This window comes from Alphaproteobacteria bacterium (genome assembly GCA_033762625.1).
Lineage (GTDB): Bacteria > Pseudomonadota > Alphaproteobacteria > UBA9219 > RGZA01 > RGZA01.
Genome location: JANRLI010000014.1, coordinates 1 through 15,571, shown reverse-complemented (window position 1 = coordinate 15,571; position 15,571 = coordinate 1). Strand labels below are relative to the sequence as shown.

General features: G+C 47.2%; 19 protein-coding genes. 8 read left to right on the top strand and 11 right to left on the bottom strand.

The window, feature by feature from the left end; all coding sequences use genetic code 11:
- Nucleotides 1-38: 38 nt before the first annotated feature.
- The 5 genes from SFW65_07585 to SFW65_07565 form a co-directional block, all read right to left on the bottom strand.
- A complete protein-coding gene (locus SFW65_07585) occupies nucleotides 39-821 on the bottom strand; it encodes a sialate O-acetylesterase (GenBank protein MDX1922973.1) in 783 nt (260 codons plus the stop codon).
- Between the two features lie 5 nt (nucleotides 822-826).
- Nucleotides 827-1,666 carry a protein-glutamate O-methyltransferase gene (locus SFW65_07580; GenBank protein MDX1922972.1) on the bottom strand — a complete coding sequence of 280 codons (840 nt, stop codon included), beginning with the start codon at nucleotides 1,664-1,666 and terminating at the stop codon, nucleotides 827-829.
- Complete coding sequence (gene cheB / locus SFW65_07575) at nucleotides 1,663-2,823, bottom strand: chemotaxis-specific protein-glutamate methyltransferase CheB (protein ID MDX1922971.1); 1,161 nt, start codon at nucleotides 2,821-2,823, stop codon at nucleotides 1,663-1,665. Before cheB ends, SFW65_07580 begins: the two co-directional genes overlap by 4 nt.
- Before the next feature lie 32 nt (nucleotides 2,824-2,855).
- The gene (locus SFW65_07570) at nucleotides 2,856-3,233 is read right to left on the bottom strand and encodes a response regulator (GenBank protein MDX1922970.1); all 378 of its coding nucleotides are present in this window, start codon (nucleotides 3,231-3,233) and stop codon (nucleotides 2,856-2,858) included.
- A 145-nt stretch (nucleotides 3,234-3,378) separates the two neighbouring features.
- Nucleotides 3,379-4,053, bottom strand: coding sequence for a histidine phosphotransferase family protein (locus SFW65_07565; GenBank protein MDX1922969.1), 675 nt, complete (start codon nucleotides 4,051-4,053; stop codon nucleotides 3,379-3,381).
- 92 nt (nucleotides 4,054-4,145) lie between these two features.
- Here SFW65_07565 and SFW65_07560 point away from each other — a divergent pair, with 92 nt between their 5' ends.
- Together SFW65_07560 and SFW65_07555 are read left to right on the top strand one after the other, a co-directional pair.
- Nucleotides 4,146-4,913 (top strand): NAD kinase, encoded by a 768-nt coding sequence (locus SFW65_07560; protein MDX1922968.1) that lies wholly within the window; start codon nucleotides 4,146-4,148, stop codon nucleotides 4,911-4,913.
- A gap of 76 nt (nucleotides 4,914-4,989) precedes the next feature.
- Nucleotides 4,990-5,505, top strand: coding sequence for a hypothetical protein (locus SFW65_07555; protein ID MDX1922967.1), 516 nt, complete (start codon nucleotides 4,990-4,992; stop codon nucleotides 5,503-5,505).
- On the opposite strand, the gene SFW65_07550 is transcribed toward SFW65_07555, so the two are convergent.
- Entirely contained in the window at nucleotides 5,458-6,429 is a 972-nt protein-coding gene (locus tag SFW65_07550) for a thioredoxin family protein (protein MDX1922966.1), read from the bottom strand. The genes SFW65_07555 and SFW65_07550 overlap by 48 nt on opposite strands.
- A gap of 70 nt (nucleotides 6,430-6,499) precedes the next feature.
- Here SFW65_07550 and SFW65_07545 point away from each other — a divergent pair, with 70 nt between their 5' ends.
- Nucleotides 6,500-7,081 (top strand): YqaA family protein, encoded by a 582-nt coding sequence (locus SFW65_07545; protein MDX1922965.1) that lies wholly within the window; start codon nucleotides 6,500-6,502, stop codon nucleotides 7,079-7,081.
- A gap of 8 nt (nucleotides 7,082-7,089) precedes the next feature.
- Here SFW65_07545 and fabF read toward each other — a convergent pair whose 3' ends face one another.
- Together fabF and SFW65_07535 are read right to left on the bottom strand one after the other, a co-directional pair.
- Complete coding sequence (gene fabF, locus SFW65_07540) at nucleotides 7,090-8,352, bottom strand: beta-ketoacyl-ACP synthase II (protein MDX1922964.1); 1,263 nt, start codon at nucleotides 8,350-8,352, stop codon at nucleotides 7,090-7,092.
- Nucleotides 8,353-8,423: 71 nt separating this feature from the next.
- On the bottom strand, nucleotides 8,424-8,669 hold the full coding sequence (locus tag SFW65_07535; protein MDX1922963.1) for an acyl carrier protein: 246 nt from the start codon (nucleotides 8,667-8,669) through the stop codon (nucleotides 8,424-8,426).
- A 264-nt stretch (nucleotides 8,670-8,933) separates the two neighbouring features.
- Here SFW65_07535 and SFW65_07530 point away from each other — a divergent pair, with 264 nt between their 5' ends.
- The gene (locus SFW65_07530) at nucleotides 8,934-10,766 is read left to right on the top strand and encodes an ABC transporter transmembrane domain-containing protein (protein MDX1922962.1); all 1,833 of its coding nucleotides are present in this window, start codon (nucleotides 8,934-8,936) and stop codon (nucleotides 10,764-10,766) included.
- 6 nt (nucleotides 10,767-10,772) lie between these two features.
- Here the strand turns inward: SFW65_07530 and SFW65_07525 are convergent, their stop codons facing one another.
- The 3 genes from SFW65_07525 to greA all read right to left on the bottom strand — a co-directional run bounded on the left by SFW65_07525 (nucleotide 10,773) and on the right by greA (nucleotide 12,528).
- Nucleotides 10,773-11,246, bottom strand: coding sequence for a hypothetical protein (locus SFW65_07525; GenBank protein ID MDX1922961.1), 474 nt, complete (start codon nucleotides 11,244-11,246; stop codon nucleotides 10,773-10,775).
- A 67-nt stretch (nucleotides 11,247-11,313) separates the two neighbouring features.
- Nucleotides 11,314-11,946: a DedA family protein gene (locus SFW65_07520; protein ID MDX1922960.1), complete on the bottom strand. Its 633-nt coding sequence runs from the start codon at nucleotides 11,944-11,946 to the stop codon at nucleotides 11,314-11,316.
- Nucleotides 11,947-12,051: 105 nt separating this feature from the next.
- Nucleotides 12,052-12,528, bottom strand: a complete 477-nt coding sequence (gene greA / locus SFW65_07515) for a transcription elongation factor GreA (protein ID MDX1922959.1) — start codon at nucleotides 12,526-12,528, stop codon at nucleotides 12,052-12,054.
- A gap of 300 nt (nucleotides 12,529-12,828) precedes the next feature.
- Between greA and SFW65_07510 the strand changes: the two genes are divergently transcribed.
- From SFW65_07510 to SFW65_07495, 4 genes are all read left to right on the top strand, one after another.
- Nucleotides 12,829-13,386 carry a hypothetical protein gene (locus SFW65_07510; protein MDX1922958.1) on the top strand — a complete coding sequence of 186 codons (558 nt, stop codon included), beginning with the start codon at nucleotides 12,829-12,831 and terminating at the stop codon, nucleotides 13,384-13,386.
- A 96-nt stretch (nucleotides 13,387-13,482) separates the two neighbouring features.
- Nucleotides 13,483-14,340: a type I methionyl aminopeptidase gene (gene map, locus SFW65_07505; protein MDX1922957.1), complete on the top strand. Its 858-nt coding sequence runs from the start codon at nucleotides 13,483-13,485 to the stop codon at nucleotides 14,338-14,340.
- Nucleotides 14,337-15,026, top strand: coding sequence for a DNA repair protein RadC (gene radC, locus SFW65_07500; GenBank protein ID MDX1922956.1), 690 nt, complete (start codon nucleotides 14,337-14,339; stop codon nucleotides 15,024-15,026). The genes map and radC overlap by 4 nt, the downstream gene beginning before the upstream one ends.
- 51 nt (nucleotides 15,027-15,077) lie before the next feature.
- On the top strand, nucleotides 15,078-15,571 hold a 494-nt coding region (locus SFW65_07495), incomplete at its 3' end, for a hypothetical protein (GenBank protein ID MDX1922955.1).

The following is a 15,571-nucleotide window of genomic DNA, read 5'->3' as shown; positions in this document are numbered from 1 at the left end:
AGTATTTTATCTAAAAAAACCTTATAAAACATGGGGTTTCAAGCCGAAAGCAGCGTTTGGGCACCTGTTTTGCCCATTTCGTTATAGCCATCCTGATTGTAATGGATGCCGTCTTTCATCATGCCCCGCGGGCCAAAATCAGCCGCTCCTGAGAATATAATTTTTGTGCCCGGCACATTACGTGCGACGCTTTCCTGCGCAGCGTGGACAATTCTATACCCGCTATCATTTGGGATAATGGGCTGGCAGTTTTGATCCACGCGGGTGTCTGTTCCTGTTTTGAATATATAAAAAACCCAATCGCCTTCAAGGTGCTTACGATAGCGCTGGATGACACCCGCCAGCATCGCTTCTACATCCTCTTTAGAAAGCTGTGCGCCAAAGCAAATGTTGTTCGCTTCGTTTTCTCCTTGGCACCACAAGATGCCCTTAAAGGATGGGCTATAGCCATTTGCCAAAAGCAGTGCCATGGCAGCGTTGGTTTTTTCAATGGAGCGTCCAAGCAAATCATGGGAGCTAGGAACGGTGTATCCTGACCAATGGCCGGTGCCAATATCGGCATAGGGCGACATGCCCGTACCCCCAACAGCGGTTGGAATAAAGGCGATGCTGCGATTGCTGAGTGCATAATACTCATTACCGAATGCTGGCCATGCGCTGCCGGTCATGGCGTTTCCAACAGGGTCATTCGCAGGGGTTATAACCCCGTTATAAATCTGTAGGATCTTATCTGGTATGACTTGGGGAGATTGTGCGCTATCTCCTTCACCGACGGCATTGCTTTGTCCAGCAATTAAAAAAACGTCGATTGCGGTTGGCATAGGATTTACGCGGCTTTCCATAACTCGGCAGGGCAAACCGTGGGAATATAAATGCCGCGTTGGCTTTCAACGCTTTTGAATTTATCGCAAATGCCGAGGACGGATTCAGCGCCGCCAAGGAATAACGCGCCATCGGGCGCAAGCACCTGGCTTTGGCGTTCAAGCAGTTTTGCTTTTGTCGATTGATCAAAATAAATGAGGACATTGCGACAGAAGATAATGTCGAATAGTCCAATTGGGCCCCAGTCTTCAAGCAAGTTCATTACACGGTATTGAACCATGCCTTTGATTTTATCGCTGATTTGCCATTTATCTTCCTTTTGCTGGAAGTACTTGACCAGCATGGTTACGGGTAAGCCGCGTTGCACTTCAAACTGGTTGTAAAGCCCTGCTTTGGCTTTATCGACCACTTCCTGTGAGATATCCGTACCGATGATTTCAATATGCCAGCCAGGCATTTTATGCGCTTCTTCCGACAATATCATGGCAAGCGAATAGGCTTCCTGCCCCGTGCTGGACGCCGCTGACCAGATGCGCAGTGATTTCTTTGCCGCACGCACTTTTAACATATGCGGCAACACAACCTGACGAAATTGGTCAAACGGTTTTTGGTCACGAAAGAAGAAGGTTTCATTTGTTGTCATGGCTTCCGTAATGGCTTCCATGACTTTTTCATCGCGTTTGCTGCGCAGGCTTGCCGCAAGTTCTTCCAAGTCTTTTAAACCCAATTTGCGGGCTACCGGCATCAAGCGGGATTCAAGCAGATAGGCTTTTTCAGACGTCAGCACCAAGCCCGAACGCTTTTTGACCATATCGGCAAATAAATCGAAGTCTTCCTTTTTCATGCGGGTTGCCCCCTTTGCGCAATCTGCGCAATCGTTGGGCCCATTTCTTCAAGCGGTAACACAGCATGACATAAGCCGTTATGTGCCACCGCAGCAGGCATTCCCCACACTACCGAGGTGGCTTCGTTCTGAGCGATGATGTTTGCTCCGTTTCTTACTGCAAACTCTGCACCCTTTTGTCCATCACTGCCCATACCTGTAAGGATGGCTATAAACAGCTTTTGCCCAAAAGTTTCTGAAAGGCTTCGCAGCATTGGATCAACTGCCGGCCGGCAGAAATTTTCAGGCGGATTTTGATTAAGGCGTATGGTGACCGTTTTTTCGCCAGTACGTTCAACAGTCATATGATAGTCACCCGGTGCGAGATAAATCGTTTTTCCAACTACCACCATGCCATCTTTTGCCTCAACACAAGGCAGCGATCCGCATTCGGTGATGTGTTTTGCAAGCACCGGCGTGAAGGCCGCCGGCATGTGCTGTGTAACAAATATGGGCTGCGTAACATCCTTTAAATGCGGGATGATCTTCAATAATGCTTCTGGTCCACCAGTAGATGAACCAATGGCAATCGCAGATGGCCGTTCAATCGCGCCTTGACGCAAGACAATATGCCTAGGGACTGGTAGCGAAAGCAGTTTGGCTGACGTCCCGCGTTTTGGCTTTTCCGGCAGTGGCGCTGGCCCGCGCTTTAAGCGGTTTTCATCGCCCCAGTGTTTGATTTTTTCCAAAAGATCATTTTGGAAATTGCCGCTACCGGTTGCGAAGGATTTACCATCACCATTGGGCTTTGCAATATAATCCACTGCGCCTGCTTTCAAGGCATTGATACATAAATTGCCCTGCTCGCCTGACGCGGAAGCAATCATCACAATTTTCAAAGATGGTTTGGCAGCAAGCAAATTAGAAACAATCGTCATGCGATCGATGTGCACATCGAGCAGCACCACATCAACATCATGCAGATTAAGCTGGCCCAGCGCCCCGCGCTCATCCACTGCTGATGCGACAACATTAATATCCTTATCATCGCCCAGAATGCGCTTTAACAGACTGCGCATAACGACTTTATCATCCACCACCAATACGTTAATGGGGTTATGATGTTTCGCCTTGCTTTCCATGGTCTCAATTGGCGTTTGGTAGTTCAATTGCTTCATGACGCTCAAAAAAATCTATTTGTATTACCGTATTAGGTATTTTCTATCAGACCCAGCATTTGCAGTTTTGATTTGATGATGTCGCTATCAAACGGCTTCATGATGTATTCGTTCGCGCCAGCGGCCATGCCTTCCTGAATGTGGCTGAAATCATTTTCCGTAGTACAGAAAATCACCTGCGGTGTATCGCCCTTGGGCATGGAACGCAATTTACGAAGGAATTCGATACCGCTCATGATAGGCATGTTCCAGTCGAGGAGAATAACAGTCGGCATTTCTTTGGTGCAGGCTTCAACCGCTTCCAGCCCATGTTCGGCTTCAATACACTTAAATCCAAAGCCATCCATAATGGTGCAGGTAACACGGCGAATGACGCGGCTATCTTCAACGACAAGGCACGTTTTAGTCATTTTTCATCCTAACTTGGTTCACTCGACTAAATTAACAAAACAGACAATATGAAGGTTAACTGGAACAACGACCCTGTAATTTCCATTTTTACGTTTAAATCTTAAGAACAGGTTACTTGTGTTTTACCTTATGGAATATACAAAATCAGAGATCGGCTTGTTCGAGGGTCAAATCAACCGATTCCAACGGCATCATGATCGCAGTTAGGAGTTCGGGGGAATGTTGATGGAAGCTTATTTTAAAACCGTAATAATCAGCCATGCGGCCGGTTACGAATGCGTGCACCGTCCGCGGCGTTACATCTTCGATACTGGTCTTGCCATCGACCGCTTCCTGCATCGCTTCGGATAGCTGCGCATGGCTGCCCGCGATGGTAAATTTCATGCCTGCGCGCCCTGCTTCGCTTGCCGTTTCCACGGTGACATCGCCGCCATGGCTCAATACATCTTCAGACATCATGCAAAGGCATAATGCAATTTTTAAGGCACCTTTTTTTTCAGAAGCTTTGTGAAACCCTTCATCTTCGCCCCATGCTAACTTTGATTTGCTGGTGGAAAGATAATCCTTTGCTGTTGCGCGAATATCTTTAAGTGTTACGCCCTGCTCTGACCCCGCCTTGCCATACGCCATGCGAAACAGACGCAGGCGTTTTGCAGCTTGCTGGGCAGAAGTACTTATAAGCTTCATCGCTTCGTTGACAACCGAGCCGCCAATATCCTCCACCAGCTCGATACCATTGTTGATGGCACCCACAGGACTAATCAGGTCATGGCAAATTTTTGATGAAAGTAGCTCGAGAAGACGAATATCGATAAGCATTTGACTGACCGTTTTATGGGATGTTGGTTAATTCGATTCACAGTATAAAAAAGTTAAGGACATGTTCAAACAACTCTTTTAACCTGTTCGCCATGTCCAAGCCCAAAATAGCCTTCCTTGCAGCGCCTACCGACATCGCCCAGCAATCACTTGCTGTGTTATCAAGCCGTTATGGAAGCGTGCCAATCGAAGAAGCTGATGTGATTGTTTCATTGGGTGGTGATGGATTCACCCTCCACACCCTGCATGGCATGCTGCATTGGAAAAAGCCGGTGTTTGGGTTGAACCTCGGCACATACGGGTTCTTGTGCAACGAATATAGCGAGAATGATTTAATTGAACGCATCGTGCTTGCGCATTCGGTTGTTTTACATCCATTGGAAATGGAAGCACTATGCCATGATGGCACAACCAAAAAAGCATTCGCGTTTAATGAAGTATCGATGTTGCGCCAAACACGTCAGGCGGCAAAGTTGCGTATTTCGGTTGATGGTATTGAACGTCTATCCGAATTAAATGGTGACGGCGTTCTGGTTTCAACAGCGGCTGGCAGTACCGGATATAATCTTTCTGTTCACGGGCCAATTATTCCTGTCGGCACACCGCTGCTGGCATTGACTCCTATTTCTCCATTCCGCCCACGCCGCTGGCGCGGGGCACTATTGCCATCCAAATCTATTATTCATGTGGATGTGCAGGATTATGACAAACGCCCCGTTAGCGCTGTCGCTGACTTTACCGAAGTAAGAGATGTTAAGAGCGTAACCATCAAAAAAGTCTTTGAAATCAGCCTTACTTTGCTATTTGACCCCAAACGCAACCTTGCGGAAAAGGTCATTCAGGAGCAGTTTTTAGAGTAACTACTCCCCATTTTTACTTTCATTTTTTGCCTGCTACAACCTGCCTTAGTTATTCTAGGAATTTAGGGTTTTGGGCATGAGCAGCAATTTAAGAATGAGCGTTTACACGTTGATGGGCCTTATTGATAAGGACATTCCATTGGCAACCGTGACTGATAAAAAATCAGGCCGCGTGTTTGAAATGGCGTGGCTTTCCATCAATCTTCCTGAAATCACATTGGATGGGCGTATTGAGCCGCAACAAAACTTACCAGCTAAATTGATTGGCGTATTGCAAATGCCGCCAAGCAGCTTGTCAGATACTTACCGTTTGAATGCGGAAGTAATTGTCATTCGCGAAAAGATTGATGGCGCTGTGCCACAAAGCTGGTCATTCCGTAGTGCACGTTTAACAAGAGCACAACAGCGTAAATTGATTATTGCTAGTGAATTGATTGACACCGCAAAAGGCCCGATTATTCCGCGCTTTGTTGTAGAAGTTGGCGCCCAGCAGGTTAGCAAGGAACGAGCAATCGTTGTTCGCCCGAAAGGTTTGTTGTTTTCATCAAAAGCTGCTGCCAAACGTAAAAGCGTAGGCGCGAAGGCCGGGTAGCGTCGCTGATACTTCCAGCACACCTTCACTGTTTTTCTTCAAATCAATCAATTCGTATAAACGGTGGTCAGTTACGGTGACCTCGCCGTCTTTTACGTCTTTACCTGCAACATCGGTTGCCGGTTTGCCATCAAACAAAATTCTGGCGTTGATGGGTTTACTATCGGCTGTGCCCAATACTAAAAACACTTTGCCGCCACGAAAATGGATTTTGAGGGATGCGCCTTCGACCTTTGCTTCGCTGTATTCGGATGTACGTTTCCAATCGCCCACCAATGTCCAGTTATCGCCCGCAAGATCATCCCACGCTTTGACCAAACGCTCACTGCGCGCTGTGCCTAAATAGGTTTCCGGCGTTTGGTTGGTAGAAAATCCTTCAACAGAACCGTTTAGTATGGCTTTTTCACCTGTTTCATTAAGTGCATCGCGAATAGCCTTTTCGGTGGCATCATATTGGCCTTCGCCAAAATGGGTATAAATAATCTTGCCGTTTTTATTGATGAGGTAATGCGCGGGCCAATATTGGTTTGAAAAGCGCTTCCATAATAGATGGTCATTATCTTGAACAACGGGATAGGTAATTTCAAACCGCTTAATCGCTTTTTCGACATTCGCTTTATTTTTCTCAAAATCGAATTCAGGTGCGTGAACGCCAATCACCACAAAGCCTTTATCCTTATATTGCTGATACCATGATTTGATGTAAGGCAATGTCCGCAGACAGTTGATGCAGGAATAGGTCCAGAAATCGACCAGTGCCACTTTGCCTTTTATATCCTTGGCAGTAAGAGGCGCGGAATTAAGCCATTCGCCTGTCGTGCTGATATCTGGTGCAGGTATGGGTTTTTCAAGCAACCCGCCATGCGATGCTGGCGATACAAATAACATGCCCAAACATGTCAAAATTAAGAAAAGCTTGCGCATAGCCACTCCTGTTAATAGGTTCCATAGAACTCATAACTCTTATTTCGATTACACTTGAGAAAAAGTTACAATGCTTAAAAAAATGTATGACTGGATTATGCGCGAAGCAGCAAGCAAACGCGCCAAACAAAGCCTGTTTGCTGTTGCCTTTGCGGAAAGCTCCTTCTTCCCTATTCCGCCGGATGTCATGCTTATTCCGATGGTGCTGGCGCAGCCTAAAGATTGGTTGAAACTGGTTGGTATTGCAACCGTAGGTTCCGTAATAGGTGGATTATTTGGGTATGCCATCGGCTATTTTTTACTCGATACCGTTGGGCAGTGGATTATCCATCTTTATCACATGGATACCAAACTCGCCGATTTCCAACAGGCATTCGCCGAGCATGGCGTGATGATTATTTTGCTCAAAGGCCTGACGCCCATTCCCTATAAGCTGGTGACGATTGCCAGCGGTATTGCGCAGTTTCCGCTACTTCCATTCATTCTTGCATCCATTGTCACACGTGCAGGCCGCTTTGCATTGGTGGCAGGATTGCTGCGTTTATTTGGCGATAAGGCAAAGCCATTTATCGAAAAACACTTAAGCTGGATTTTGCTGGCCGTATTAGTGCTGGTGATTATTGGTTTCGTTATCGCCGCAAAGCTGATTTAGCCAAACGCTTATGCGTATTCGCGGAAAATCAAACAGGCATTGGTGCCGCCAAACCCGAATGAGTTCGACAAGGCCACATTGATTTTCTTTTGGCGCGCCTTATGCGGAACCAAATCAACGCCCTGACAATTATCCGATGGATTATCAAGATTAAGCGTAGGCGGAAGAATATCTTCTTTTGCTGCCATGATGGAAAAAATAGCTTCCACGCCGCCAGCCGCGCCAAGCAAATGGCCAATCGCAGATTTGGTAGATGACACCGAAAGCTTAGCCATGGCCGAACCGAACAAGCGTTTGATCGCCCCAAGTTCAATTTCATCGCCCAGCGGCGTTGATGTGCCATGCGCGTTGATATAATCGATGTCTTCAGGGTTTACTTGAGCACGCTTCATTGCCATTTGCATCGCGCGATAGCCACCATTGCCATCTTCAGGTGGTGCAGTCATGTGATGCGCATCGCCCGATAAGCCATAGCCAATCAGTTCAGCATAAATTCGTGCGCCGCGCTTTTTAGCGTGTTCCAGTTCTTCCAGAACCACGACACCTGCGCCCTCACCCATCACAAAGCCATCGCGGTCTTTATCATAGGGGCGCGAGCCTTTTTCAGGCGTGTCGTTAAACCCGGTTGAAAGTGCGCGCAGTGCAGCAAATCCAGCCATGCCGATTTTGCATACTGCCGCTTCCGTGCCGCCTGCAATCATCACATCCGCATCACCGAGCGCAATCAAGCGCCCAGCATCGCCAATCGCGTGCGCGCCCGTTGAGCATGCCGTGACGTTGGCGTGGTTTGGACCTTGGAATCCATATTTAATGGAAACTTGTCCAGAGCATAAATTGATAAGGCTCATGGGAATGAAAAACGGCGAAACGCGTTTTGGCCCTTTTTCATGCAACGTGATCGATGTTTGATAAATGGATTCCAGACCACCAATACCCGAACCAATCATCACGCCGGTGCGCTCGCGGTCTTCATCCGTTTCTGGTTTCCAGCCGCTGTCAGCAATAGCGTCATCAGCAGCGGTGATCCCATAAAGAATGAAATCATCCATTTTCTTTTGGTCTTTGTGAGGAACATGTGCATCGGCATTAAACATGCCAGGCTCAGTGCCACGCGGAACCTCACCTGCAATCTGGCAGGTTAAATCACTCGCATCAAAGCGGGTAATCTTACGGATGCCTGATTTGCTATTGATGATACCATCCCAATTGTGGCGCATACCAAAGCCCAACGGAGACACAACACCCATACCAGTGACAACAACGCGGCGCATTTTATGTAGCCCCATAAAAAGTCATCCCCGCAAAAGCGCGGGGATTAAACCAACTATAATTGAACCCTTGATTAAGCGGCTTTTGACTTCGCGCTGATGAAATCAATCGCGTCTTTAACAGTCAAAATCTTTTCAGCGGCATCATCCGGAATTTCCACACTGAATGCTTCTTCGAACGCCATTACCAATTCAACGGTATCAAGGCTGTCTGCGCCCAAATCGTCAATAAAGCTGGCATTTTCAGTGACTTTGCCTTCATCGACACCCAAGTGTTCGACTACAATCTTTTTAACGCGTGCGGCGGTATCGCTACTCATGGAATAACCTTTCCAGTTTGGTTTATAAAACAGTGTTATAGCACCCCTTTAGATTATCCTGATCTTCTATGAATCCGGACCGGGGGGCAAAAGTGAAGACATGATATGCGTGGCTTTTGGGGTCGTCGTCAACTGTTTTGCTTATCAAAAATTAATAGGTTAAAGTCTAAAACACAATTACTTGTGGAAAAACCATAAATTCTTCTAATTTTCCAATGCTTTAAGATAGGGTTTACAAAAATGACCATGAAGGGGCCAACGTATATGGAAGCGGATCAAGCGGCCAATAGCGCCAAACAAGGCAAGAAGAATGATTCTAAAAATGCCGCATCAAAAGATGGCAAGGCAGCCAAACAGGATCTGGGCACACTAAAAAGTCTAATCCCCCTTTTGAAGCCTTATTCGAAGCAAATGATTTTTGCGCTGCTTGGCCTTGTTGTAGCTGCAAGCGCAACGCTGGGTATTGGTACCGGCGTGAAGGGGTTGATTGATACCGGTTTTGGCAAAGGGAATGCAGAACTTTTAAATCAGACGCTGGTTATTTTGTTCCTTGTGATTGTAGTGATGTCGGTCGCCAGCTTTGCGCGGTTCTACTATGTATCATGGGTTGGTGAACGCGTGGTTGCGGATTTGCGCCGCAAGATCTTTCGCCACTTGCTGCAGCTCACCCCGTCCTATTATGAAACGGCACAAAGCGGTGATTTAATATCCCGCATGAATACGGATACCAGCTTGCTGCAAGTGGTTATTGGCTCATCGGTGTCGGTTGCAATGCGTAATGTGTTGTTGCTGCTTGGCGGTTCGGTGATGATGTTTGTAAGCAGCCCCAAACTCGCTGTTATGGCGTTTTTTATGGTGCCGCTGGTAATTGTGCCAATCATTTTGCTTGGCCGTTCTGTTCGGGATTTATCACGCCAGACTCAGGACCGTGTTGGCGATATCAGCTCAGGACTTGAAGAAACCATACACGGGATAAGCACCATTCAGGCGCTAACACGTGAAGATATTATTTCCAAAAATTTTAATGAGCGTGTCGAAAACGCATTCAAAACATCCATCTCGCGCGTGAGTGTACGCGCGTGGATGATTGTTGCGGTCATCACGCTTGTGTTCGGATCAGTCGCCATTTTGATGTGGCGCGGCGGGCATGATGTAGTGGCAGGGCTGATGACCGCTGGTGAATTATCATCCTTCGTCTTCTACGCCATTTTGGTAGCTGGCGCTGCTGGCGCAATCAGCGAAGTATTTGGCGATTTGCAGCGTGCCGCTGGCGCGATTGAGCGCATTAGCGAATTATTGCTGGTAACGTCGGATATCAAAATTCTGCCCAAGCCATTGGCCCTGCCAGATCCCGGATACGGTAAAATCTTCTTTGATAATGTCAGCTTCTTTTATCCTTCACGTCCGCAAGCGGCAGCCGTGGACAGCTTTAATCTGCAAGTCAAACAAGGTGAAAAGATTGCGATTGTGGGCCCCAGCGGCGCTGGCAAAAGCACTTTATTCCAACTGTTGCTGCGCTTTTATGACCCCGTTGCCGGTTCCATTCAGGTGGATGGCTTCAATATTACCGAAGTCCATCCGCGTGATTTACGCCGTAAAATTGGTTCAGTTCCGCAAGACATCACCATCTTTTCACAAGATATTATGTCAAACATCCGCATGGGGCGCCCCGATGCGACGGATGAAGAAGTTTTTGCTGCGTCAACGGCCGCACGTGCGCATGATTTCATTATGGAAGATATGCCGCAGAAATATCAGACCTTTGTGGGTGAAAAAGGGGTTCGTTTATCAGGTGGCCAAAAGCAGCGTATTGGTATTGCCCGGGCATTCTTGCGCAACGCACCTATCCTTTTGCTTGATGAAGCAACATCAGCGCTCGATTCACAAAATGAAAAGGATATTCAAAAAGCGCTCGCGGAATTGATGCAAAACCGCACTACCTTGATTATCGCGCACCGACTTTCAACCGTGACCCATTGCGACCGGATTATCGTGATGGATAAAGGCCAGATTGTTGAGCAAGGCAATCACGAGGAATTGATGAATAAGCAGGGGCTGTATTCGAAGCTAGCGAAAATACAGCTGAAGAAGGATTAGCTTATATCAACCAAGCGCATTTATGATTTGAGTCTCGGGGCCACGAATATCTTTAACCTGTTCCGGGCGGGTCACATGGATGCCGTATAATCCGAATAGGGTTTTGGCTGGACGAACTTTTACGTAGTGTTCTCCGTGTATTACACGAGATACAATTCCTGAATCTTTGCTTCGAACCTCTCGAGCAGCTTTATTGAATGCTAAAATAATTTCAACCGCTTGATCTAAAGTAAAAACTTGTGCGCTAGTGGAGGCTGAGGGCTTCAAAACTTTATCAGGGGATATATTTGTCGCATCATAAGCAACATGACATGAATCTTCCCACACGAAAGGAATAGTTTCTTTTAGAAGCTCACGGCGTACGAGAATATATTTATCATCGGAAAGTTTTTCTGCTTCTACGAAAAATTTTGTAATCGTACCGCCATCATATTCCCCATAGCCGTAATCGATAACCACATCAGAATATAACTTCGCCATGTTATTACTCCAAAAATACGAACATTACGTAATCATAATGATTACTAATTAGTGTCCAGTCAACACACTAATGTCCTGTATCTTCGCCACGGCTCTTTTTTATCTTTTTCCAGATCTGCTTGCCGATAAATACAACAGCAATAAGGCCAAGCAGCGTGAGCATCACGGTTTCAATGGCGCTGCCTAATACCTTATCCAGCACTTCGCCGAACAAATACCCAACCATTGAAAAGCTGATAGCCCAAATGCCTGCTGCCCAAAAATTCCAGAACGCGAATTTTTTCCAGTTTAGGCCCGATAGCCCCATCGCAAAAGAGCTGACATTACGGATGCCGTAAATGAAACGATATGAAAGAATAAAGGCCACATCGTATTTCAGAATAAGGCCAGCGACCTTATCGGCACCTTTTTGAAGTTTTGGAAACCGCTTGAGAATACCCGGCCCAAAACGGCGCCCCAGATAGAAATAGGTTTGGTCGCCGCAATAGCTGCCAAGCCAAGAGAGCGCAATCAGCAGACGGATATCAAGGATGTCTTGCGCGGCAGCAGCGCCTGCAAATAACACAAAGGTCTCACCTTCCAGAAAGGTCCAGACAAAGGTGATGAGATAGAACCAGTTACCGTGGTGTTCAATAAACTGATAAACGTCAAAATCAGCAATGGATTGCCAAAATTCCGCAAGGTTGGCGGCGATATCCATGTGTTAAATCCGGTACAAGATCAAAAAGGTGAATCGATAAGCGAAGATTGAGGTGCAACGCTAGCCTTGCACCGCACGCTTGTCAAAGATGGGATCAGAATATGGTTATTTATAGACAACCTTGACGACTTCATAAACCTTGGTGCCGCCAGGCGTGTTAATCTCTACGCTGTCCTTGACCTTTTTATTGATGAGCGCACGGCCAAGCGGTGATGTAATGGACAAAAGACCTTTTTTAATATCGGCTTCGTCTTGTCCAACAAGCTGATAGGTCACTTTGTCTTCGGTGTCTTCATCAATTAAACCAACCGTTGCACCGAATTTAATGTCTTTATTCGCAGCAAGGTGCGCCACATCAATCACTTCCGCGCGGGAGATTTTATCCTCCAATTCGCTAATTCGGCCTTCGATAAAGCTCTGTTTTTCGCGCGCTGCGTGGTACTCGGCATTCTCTGACAAATCGCCCTGCTCGCGTGCCTCTGCGATGGCTTTAATGACAGCCGGACGCTGGACAGATTTGAGTTCTTTAAGTTCCTCACCCATACGGTCATAGCCGCCGCGTGTCATAGGAATCTTTTCCATTGCTGTACCTTCTTTACATAAAAACGGAGTTTTTTTGAAAAAACAAAAGAACATCTCGCTGCCTTAAAGCAGCAAGGTGTTTAAAAGTAACAATGTGACATTAGCCCAGAACCCATTGTGTTTGCAAGGTTTATGGTTGCTTTGTTTTTATCGCAAAGTGAAATAAAACGCAGAAAATGCAATATCAAAAGGCATTTTAATAATAGATTTACCACAAGTTATAACAAAAAATTAAACGTAATCAGGTTACGTTCAACCGATCACGCACACTTTTTCATTAATCATATTCGGAGTAATTCAATGCAAGATTGGATCAGAAAAGCACTGGGTAAGGAAGAAGAGCCCCGTACCCGCGCTCAAATACTTGAAGATGGCCATAGAGCCCGCATGCAATTCCGTGAGGACGAACAAAACCGCCGCAGCTGGATTGCAAGAGCGCTCAACCCAAGAGCGGCCGACAGAAATCTTCACCTTGCACAATATGATCCGGATGCAATGGATAACCGTCGCCGTTACAGCGATAATCATTTGCCACCACACCCGCCCGTGACGGTTGGCGGCATGACCTTTCATTTCCAAAATAACAAAGCGGCCTGGGACAGAGGTGGATGGGGCGGCCCACGCCAAAGCCAACCCGGACGAGTTGGCACCTATTCTTCAACCGGCGATTTAGGGCGAGATGAGCAACGTCTTATTGTGAAGCAAGATGGTACCGGCATTTTTGTGGTCGGTGGGAATGGCCATAACTATGCGCGTGGCACGGCTGTTGTGAACAGACATCAGGTGCAGCATTTGCGTCAACACGGGGTGCCTGAAGTTCCGGAGCGCCCACATCACGTCCCCGTTCCTGGGGTTTAAACTCTGCCTATGTTCGATAAGCCCCGGCCCAAAATCCGGGGCTTTTTCATGAATATTCGGCTTTAACCACAGGCCTTTTCATGGCAGATTGGCTGCATGAAAGAGCAACAATCAAATTATCCTACATCGCAAACGGCCAAAGACGATTACGCCGATTTTGATGATGAAAAAAGCAAAATAACCATCCATACCGCCGATGATTTCAAAGGCATGCGCGCAGCTGGAAAGCTCGCCGCAGAAACCCTTGATTATATCACTCCGTATGTCGTACCCGGTGTTCGTACCGATTATTTGGATAAGCTGTGTCATGATTTTATCCGTGATCATGGTGCCATCCCTGCCCCTTTAGGCTATCGTGGTTTTCCAAAATCAATTTGCATTTCACCCAATCACGTGGTGTGTCACGGTATTCCCAGCGAGAAAACGCTGGAAGATGGTGATATTGTGAACATCGATGTTACGACGATTGTCAATGGATGGCATGGGGATACATCACGCATGTTTTTTGTTGGCGATGTAAACTTGAAAGCGCGCAAGCTGGTGCAAAACACCTATGAGTGCATGATGAAGGGTATTGAAATCGTAAAGCCGGGCGTGACGCTTGGTGATATTGGCAACGCCATTCAAAAGCATGCCGAGGCGCATAATTATTCTGTGGTGCGTGATTTTTGCGGCCATGGGCTTGGCAAAGTGTTTCATACGCCACCATCGGTTTTACATTACGGCAATCCCGGTACAGGAATGGCGCTGCGCGAAGGCATGTTTTTTACCATCGAGCCGATGATTAATGCAGGAAAATACGATATTAAAGTGCTGCAAGATGGCTGGACGGCAGTAACCCGCGACCGCTCGCTATCTGCGCAATTTGAGCATTCGTTGGGCGTTACCGCGAATGGATATGAAATTTTTACGTTATCACCCAAAGGATTTACCCAACCACCCTTCGCAGCATGAGCGCAGTTGAAAAGATAAAACCCCATTACGCAGGGCACAGGCAACGTCTTCGCGAGCGGCTTTTGGAAAATGGCGCGGATGCGCTGCAAGATTACGAGCTTTTGGAAATACTTTTATTCGCCGCCATTCCGCAGCGGGATGTCAAACCTCTCGCCAAAGATTTACTCACCCGTTTTAAATCATTAAAGGGCGTTATTCATGCGCCCCGCGAAGCCTTGGAAGAATTCGGCCTTGGCGATGGTTCGATATCTTTGCTTACTGCTGTGGCAGCAACCCATTTACGTATCAGCCGCAACGAAGTGATTGATCAGCCCGTTTTGAATAACTGGCAAAAAATTCTCGATTACTGTTATGCCGCCATGGCACATGAAACGGTTGAGCAATTGCGCATCATTTTTCTGAATCGTAAAAACCGCGTGATTGCAGATGAAGTGATGCAAAAAGGCACGATTGACCATACGCCTGTTTATACCCGCGAAGTGGTCAAGCGCGCACTGGAACTGGGGGCTGGAGCCATCATTTTGGTGCATAACCATCCCTCGGGCGATCCAAGCCCTTCCAAAGATGATATTGTGATGACCAAGGCCGTAGCTGAAGCCGCCAAAACCGTTGGTATTATCCTTCATGACCACCTGATTATCGGCAAAGGCTGCCATACCAGCTTTAAGGAATCAGGCTTGCTTTAAGCACCGCTGGGGTTACGCTTGATATTCTCATTACCTAAAGGCCTTCTGCATATGTTCCGTAACGTCCTTACCGCTTTGCTACTTGTTGTTACACTCGGCCTTGTGTCGGGTTGCGGCGATGACAAACCACCCCCACAACCTGCAGTTTTGAATTTTTGGCGCCCTATCAGTAATCCCAATGTTTTTCTAGCAAGTGGACAGGCTGCGCAAAAACTGAATTATGATCTGGCGCAGTGTAAATGTGCCAATTATCCGGTTACCGTGCCGCATCAGGAAATGGCAACCTTGGTACCCGACCAAGGCCGCCTTGCGGAAACATCCGCTATGCGCGTTGACGGGGCGATAGGCTGCTCCACATCCCCGAATGGCGTTTTAATTGAATGTATGCGCTGGCGCGGTTGGGAGCCTTCGGCGTGCAGCGGCCGCTTAAATACCCCTGGCGGCGTACAATGTGCCGTTACCATTGATAATCTCCCTAGCTATCCAGACGAATATCCGTATAAAGGGCCAATGGATGAGACCTTTGGCGATGGCGGTACATCACC